The following is a 7,838-nucleotide window of genomic DNA, read 5'->3' on the forward strand; positions in this document are numbered from 1 at the left end:
TAGCGAAGGATCCGTATGAACTGACCAATCGGGTCCAGTCCGATCCAAAGGTTGCCAAACGATTACGCAAGAAGTTGGATCAATGGTCTGCTACATTGCCACGGCTGAATCATTCCGATCGGGACGCGAGCGAGGTATTCGCCTGGCCTCTGGAGGGTGCCCCAGTAGGCATCAAGCCGGACCCACGCTACCTCGTGCCTCGCTCGGATCCGAAGCCCGCACCTTACCCCGCTGCGATTAGTAAGGCACCGGTGGATTAAGAAACCACAAAAGACAGGATAATGATAAAAAGAAAGATATTATCGGCACTTACGGCTTTGCTGGTAACGCTGGTGACAGGAAAGGTCTCGGCGGAAAAGCCGAAGCAACCAAATATTTTGATCATCTTCACCGATGATCAGGGTTATGCCGATTTGGGATGTTTTGGGAGTAAGGAAAATATTTTGATCATCTTCACCGATGATCAGGGTTATGCCGATTTGGGATGTTTTGGGAGTAAGGAAAATCAGACACCGGTCCTCGATAAGCTGGCCAGGGAAGGAACCAAATTTACCTCCTTTTATGCCCAGCCGGTCTGTGGACCGTCACGTTCGGCTCTGCTGACCGGTCGCTATCCTGTCCGCAGTAAAGGCTGGTCGATGCCCGCATCGGAAATCACCCTTGCGGAGATGCTCAAAGAGGTCGGCTATCAGACCGCCTGTGTTGGGAAATGGGATGTTTCAAGTCGAAAGGCGATTGTCGAAAGAATGCCCAATGCACAGGGATTTGATTATTATTTCGGGGCACTGGGTGCGAACGACAGCGGGAAATCGGTTTTACGCAGTAACAATGAGCTGGTGGGCAAAACCGATGATATGGCGGGGCTTACCCGACTCTACACCGATAAGGCGATTGATTATCTGGTTAATCAGCGTGATTCCCAAAAGCCGTTCCTCCTCTATCTCTCACACACAATGATGCACACCATCATCGATGCATCTCCCAAATTTAAGGAAAAAACGGGCGACAACCTTTATCGTGCGGTGGTTGAAGAATTTGATTTTGAAACCGGCCGCTTGCTCGAAACCCTTGAGAAACTTGGTTTAAAAGAAAACACTTTGGTTATCTTTACGACTGATAACGGTCCCTGGAATCAGCCCAAATATTATGAAAACAAAAAAGGGCACCCGGAGAATTCGATTTTCTGGGGCGATGCTGGGCCCTTGCGTGATGGAAAAGCATCGATTTATGAGGGAGGTATCCGTGTGCCCTGCATCATGCGTTGGCCGGGAAAAATCCCCGAGGGAAAAACGAATGACGGGCTCATGGCCACCATCGATTTCTTGCCCACCTTTGCCTCGATTACCGGAGCAAAGATTCCCGATGACCGAACTATCGATGGAGTTAATCAATTGGATTTTATTTTGGGTAAATCCAAGACAGCCCGTAAATCATACATCTATAACCTGGGTTCTGCATCCGTGCAGACCCGGATCCTTCAAGGGAATGCCATTCGGGAAGGGGACTGGAAACTGATCTCCCCATTGAAAGTGGGAATGTTTTTGGAAGACGCCGGATCGGGTGAATGGGAGCTCTACAATTTAAAAGAGGATATTGGCGAGACCACCAACCTCGCGGCTCAGTATCCGAAAAAGGTGAATCGCCTCAAAGCCCAGCTTAAAACAAGCGAAGCAAATTAATCAGGTCGGCTCTGATCGTAGCCTTATTTTGTTCGATTTAAACGATACGAAATAAAAATTTTTACAGTTGGAAGAACCGGGCAGTAGATTTTTCCAAATTAACCTCAAAATTTTTTGTAAGGATTTTAAGAACGAAGACATTTGATATATAAAATTATTCTTTTATTATTAAACATTAAATGAAAACAGATTTTAATCGCCGTACTTTTCTTCGTGGGGCAGGGGCATTGATCGCCCTTCCTGCCTTGGAATCCATTGGTTTTCGCCGTTTTGCATCCGCTGCCACCAAAGCAGCGGTTGCCATCCCCAAACGGGCGGTCTTTATGGGCATCGGTTTCGGAGTAACCAAACAGACTTGGTATCCTGATCCAAAAGATACGGGTGCAAAGTACCAATTGTCCGAAGGACTCAGCCCCTTGGCTAGACACAAGCAGGATTTTACCATCGTACAGGGATGTGCCAACAACTACTCCAATGAGGCCCATTGGGGAAGTACCTTTTGGCTGACCGGGGCAAACCGTTATTCGGTCCCCGGTCAAAATATGGCCAACAGCATATCCGCGGATCAGGTGGTCGCTGAACAACTCGGACAGCAGACCCGTTTTACATCGATTCAGCTCGATAGTTCAGATGGAAGCCAATCGGGACATGGACCTGGTGCATCTTTGGCATGGGACAAGCGCGGTAAACCGGTTGCCGGGTACAATGACCCACTGAAAACTTTTCATAAGCTTTTTTCCGCGGAAGATTTACCCCTCGTGCAAAGACAGGCAGCGATTGATGAAAAGAGAAGCGTATTGGATGCGGTGTTGACCGAGGCAAACCGCGTTCAGCGAGGCCTGTCCAGAAACGACAACAATAAGTTGGACGAATACTTTCAGGGTATACGGGACATTGAAACCCGTCTTGGCAAAGATGAAGACTGGTTGGATAAGCCAAAGCCCAAGGCACCTCTCGATGAACCACCTGTCGGGCTTAAGGGTCGGGAAGAAATTGAGATGATGCACAACCTGATTGTGGCCGCATTGCAAACCGACAGCACCCGTGCACTGACATACCGTATGCCCGGTCAGTCCCTGCTCAAAAGTATGGATGTGAAGCATAGTTCTCACAATGTCAGTCATTACTCCCCGGGAGAAAGAATGGAAGCATCCAAGGCCCGTGACCAAATGCATAGCACCCTGCTTGCCGGGTTCATGGACAAATTGAAAGCAATCAAAGAGGCGGACGGTACCAGTCTGTTTGATCATACCTCACTCGCGTTTGGATCGAATATCAGCAGTATTCACTACCTGGATAACTGCCCAACTTTACTCGCCGGTGGTGGAGCCAACCTCAAATTGGGAGAACATCTGGTTCTTCCGAAGGATACTCCGCTTTGCAATGTTTGGCTGACCCTGCTTCAGGGGTTGGGCATCGATGCCGAACGGCATGGTGACAGTTCGGGAGTAATTAAAGAACTGCAGGCGTGAGTTCTAAGCTATTCTCCCTGTTGGTCGGACTAACCCTGACCACCTCTACTCTTTCGGGTGCGGAACTCCGAGCCATCGTTCCCGAGAAGCATCTCGATCTCATGTTCGATTATTGCATGGATTGTCACAATGCGGACACGCAAAAAGGGAAGGTGAACTTGGAGGACTTGCCGCTGGAGGTCGACACTCTTCAGCATGCGGAACTTTGGCAAAAAGTTTTGGATGTGCTGAACTCCGGGGAAATGCCACCGGAAAACAAACGGCAGCCTGAAAAGGTGGCCAAGGCGGACTTTCTTGAGGATCTGGCCAAGACCATGGTTTTGGCCCGTAAAAAACTTTCCGATTCAGGAGGGCAGATTACGATGCGTCGTCTCAATCGTAGGGAGTACCAAAACACTATAAAATCCCTCACCGGGGTTAGCCTGAATGTTGAATCCCTCCCTGCTGATGGAGGGGCAGGCAGTTTTGATACGGTGGGGGCATCCCAATTCATTTCCAGTGACCAGTTCGAACAGTACCTGGAATTGGGGCGTACCGCGGTGGACGAAGCCTTTGCCCGACATTCCGCAATGGCAAAACCTTCCACGGTTTTTCGGGTGGAACCGGAAAAGACGGTTAATGTGGAACACCTTGAAATGATCAAGAAGATGGAAGAAAGACTGGCCCAAGTAAAACCATGGATGGATTCGGTTGATAAAGCCGTAAAGGCTCCGGAAAACGAGGCAATTATGGCTCAGTTACGCAAAGAGCACCCGGATATCGATACCCACGCTTTTCGCATTTATCGAATGTCTAATCGCTTAAAAGGGGTCATGGAATTAAAGCATTTTGGGGGTGATCCGGATTCAGCCATGAATTTTTATCAACTGGATTATCGTACGAAATACGAGAGTTTGAAATATTTTGCAGAGCTCCCTCACAATGAGCGGGGGACCTACCTCAGGTACACCTCAGGAATCGTGCGTTTGGATATCCCATCTCCTAAAGAAAGGTCGAAACTGGTACCCGGGAAGTACAAAGTACGGTTTAAAGCGGGTATTGTGGAAAGCACACCCATTGAGCGTCACTTTATTGAAGTTGGGCACCCGCGTCGGACAAGTCCGGTTCCATCCGGTTTTGCGAATCCTCCCTTGAGCGTTCATCAGGTGACTGGGACAATCGAGAACCCACAAGTGATTGAATCGATCGTTGAGGTCTCAATCGACGGTCCTAAGGAGTTTGGTATTCAGGAGCGAATGCCCAAAGATTTCAAAGCCCGCATGCAAAAGCATCATGCAGACCGAAGAAAAAATGGACATGGTACCCCCCCCGCTCTTTGGGTTGATTGGATCGAGTTGGAAGGTCCGATTCAGGAGAACCAATCCCCTAAGTTGGAAATCACCCGGGTTGAACCCGAGAAAACAATTAATCCGGCTAATGAGAAAATCATCAAAAAAGCGGAAGCAACCCAGGACCGTTTTAAACAATGGAAAAAAGGTGTGGATGAGGCGGCTAAATCTCCAGAGAATCAGGCGATCATTGCTGAGATACGAAAGAAGAACCGGTTAATTGATCACCCCAATCGCTTTTATATTTTTGCCGAGCATTTCAAGAATGTGCCCAGCCCCAAAGATTTCGGGTTTCTAGATTTTCAAAAAGCGGCCGCTGCCGACCCATCAAGATCCAAGAATTTGGCATTGCTCAAGCATTACGCCAGTCTGCCGCATCGGGACACCGGTACTTATCTTAAACTGACTCATGGAACCGGACGGGTGATTGTTGCACCGAAGAAGATGCCTGTGGGTGATTATATCTTTCGTGTCCGTTTAGGCACGGTGAAGGGAACGCCTGCCGCCCGCAAATTTATTGAGATCGGTCACCCCCAGAGGGATATCGAATCAAGGGACTGGGGATTGAAAGGTAAACCAATCAGTGTCCATCAGGTTACCGGTACGATCGAAGCTCCCCAGATCATGGAAATTCCCATTGAGGTGCGTTCGGATACGACTCGTGAATTTGCGGTGCAGGAAAAGCAGCCAAACAATGCAAATCTAAAGACCCTCTGGAATGAGCACAATCAGCTCAAAGCGGAGAATGGGTACGGACATCCGCCCGCAATCTGGGTAGACTGGGTGGAACTGGAAGGTCCCCACGATCCAAACCGACTAAAGACTTGGAAACAAAGAAGGGAAGTGGAGCATCATGCCAACGCAAAAGTCGGTGGCACCTACAACGATTATTTCAAAGGCGGTCACGACAAAGCCCAGTCTTTCCTGAAAACCGGAAAACCGCAAAAAGATATTGTCGACGAAGATCGGGCCCATTTTGTTATCCGCGAATTTGAGAATAAGGGGCCAAGTTATCGCCGCTATTTGGATAGTAACTTAACAAAATCCGGCTCATTATTGGGCTTCAGTTACAAGCAAGAGTTCATTGCTTTACCACCTGAACATCCTAGCGGTTGGAGCAAAACCCAACACATTGTGGATACTCTGCCGGCCGGTCATTACAAATTGCGTTTTAGTGTTGGTGCCCTCCAGTCCACGGAAAAGAAAAGGCATTTCGTATCTATTGGTGCCGTTCCTGCAAAAGATCAGTTCAATCTATTGGATACTTTTCAAGTAAGCGGTACGGTTGATAATCCTCAGGTAATTGAGGTGCCAGTTCAGCTCTCCAAGAACGGTCCTCGAAAATTTGCCGTCCGTGAAAGGGGCGACCCCAAGGCAATGCAGGCACGGATGCTATCTGCAATTAAGGAAACTGGCCTTGGTCTAACACCGGCTCTATGGATCGATTGGGTCGAATGGGAAGGGCCCCTCCCATCCGCCAAGCCAAAAATGTTTAAGCAACGCCGACAAGCGGAGAAGTATGCCACTGCCAAAGTGAAGAGGAAATACGAATCTTATTTCAAAGCGGGGTACGACGCGGCCCTTGCTTTTCAAAAGGACGGCATTCCCCGTCCTGCAGTGGGAGTGAAAGATTTGGACGAGGCCAAGTTCAGAATTCGTCGTTACGAAATGGAAGCAGCCTCCCAATTGCGCTACCTGAATGATCCCCTAACTAAGAGCGGCTCTTTGCTTGGTGTTTTCGACCGAAATGGGAATTTGAACAGCGAGGAGTTTATTGAAATCAGTATGGATCCGCTTGGATTCAAGAAGAAATCCAAGCCCTTGCCCCTTGGAAAGTACCGGGTCCGCGTTCGCATGGGATCCGTTGAGGGCACTTCTCCGGATCGGCATTTTGCGGTCCTCGGATCGGTAAGTAATGGAGGAAGTCGAAATGTGGATGGTGATGGCTTCAACTTGTTGGAAACTTTTCAAGTTACGGGTACCACCAGTGCCCCGCAGGTTTTCGAAACCACCGTGGAATTGACTCTCAATGGTTCACGCAAGTTTTCCCTGCGTGAAAAAAGTAACCTTATGGCAGATACCTTGCGGGGTAAGAGGGAGATTTATAAAGGCGGAATGGCCGCTCCTCCCGCCCTTTGGATCGACTGGGTGGAATGGGAAGGTCCCTTACAGGATAAGGTTCAGGACGATGGGCTTGTTTCTATTTTACAAAATAACCTGTCGGGAACCGTGGATACGGAGGAAGAGAGAGCCCGTTCCATTTTCCAGCGCTTTTGTATGGAAGCCTTTCGCCAAGTTGATCCGGACCCCATGTTTATCGATCAATTGGTCGGTTTATATAAAAGAAGAATAACCGCCGGAGATTCTTTCGATGTGGCCATCCGTACACCCCTTAGCGTCATCCTTGCTTCGCCCGGTTTTCTTTACCTCGACGAGCCGAATATGAAAGAATCCAAGCGTCCGCTCAATGATCGGGAACTGGCGGTTCGGCTTGCTTATTTCCTCTGGAGTTCACCACCGGATGCCCGTCTCTTTGCATTGGCCAAAAGGAATGAACTGAGTAACCCAGCCACTCTGCGTGCGGAAGTGGACCGCATGATTGCCGATCCCAGATCCGAGGAATTCGTGGCCGGCTTTGTCCATCAGTGGCTGCATATGGAACGGCTGGATTTCTTCCAGTTCGATACCAAATTGCACCGTGAATTCGATGAGAGTGTTCGGGCTTCCGCCAGAAAGGAAGTATACGAATCCTTTGCCCTGTTGTTGCGTGATCAGGAGAGGGGACATATCGGGAAATTATTGAAGAGCGATTATGTAATGATCAATGGCCTGCTTGGTACCTATTATGGAATTGATGGAGTCAGCGGTGATCATTTCCGCAAGGTTTCCTTACCCCCTGATTCTCCTAGAGGAGGGTTACTTGGGACAGCTGCCGTGCTGGCGATGGGCAGTGACGGAATCGAGAGCAGTCCGGTCGAGCGGGGAGCCTGGGTATTACGTTATCTTTTGAATGATCCACCACCTCCGGCACCTCCCAATGTTCCACAACTTTCACGCTTGGCCGACAAACCCCTTACCGCCCGGGAACGGGTTCTCGCTCATCAGGAAGAACCACAGTGTGCCAGTTGTCACCGCAAGATCGACCCGATCGGGTTTGGGTTGGAAAACTTTACCGCCGCCGGTAAATGGCGGACCGAAGACAAGCATGGGAAGAAAACCTATGATATCGATCCATCCGGTAAATTTCATAAAGGTCCTGAGTTCTCTGGCTACTTCGAAATGCGTGATTTGATCGCTCAGAAAGAAAACGATTTTGCCCGTGGGTTTACTGAGCATCTGATTGGTTACGGTCTGGGCCG

Annotated in this window: 4 protein-coding genes; all 4 read left to right on the forward strand. The window is 49.2% G+C overall.

Annotated features, from left to right (window positions below; all coding sequences use genetic code 11):
• Positions 1–260 (forward strand): hypothetical protein (locus ACKPQ5_RS08675; protein ID WP_407678711.1); only part of this gene is annotated, 260 nt, incomplete at its 5' end.
• A 21-nt stretch (positions 261–281) separates the two neighbouring features.
• Positions 282–1,679: a sulfatase family protein gene (locus ACKPQ5_RS08680; protein WP_407678712.1), complete on the forward strand. Its 1,398-nt coding sequence runs from the start codon at positions 282–284 to the stop codon at positions 1,677–1,679.
• 179 nt (positions 1,680–1,858) lie between these two features.
• A complete protein-coding gene (locus ACKPQ5_RS08685) occupies positions 1,859–3,151 on the forward strand; it encodes a DUF1552 domain-containing protein (RefSeq protein WP_407678713.1) in 1,293 nt (430 codons plus the stop codon).
• The coding region (locus tag ACKPQ5_RS08690) for a DUF1592 domain-containing protein (RefSeq protein ID WP_407678714.1) at positions 3,148–7,838 on the forward strand (4,691 nt) is incomplete at its 3' end. The genes ACKPQ5_RS08685 and ACKPQ5_RS08690, both read left to right, overlap by 4 nt.

The sequence above is a fragment of the Candidatus Seribacter sulfatis genome, from assembly GCF_964187635.1.
In the GTDB taxonomy this organism is placed as follows: domain Bacteria; phylum Verrucomicrobiota; class Verrucomicrobiia; order Opitutales; family Seribacteraceae; genus Seribacter; species Seribacter sulfatis.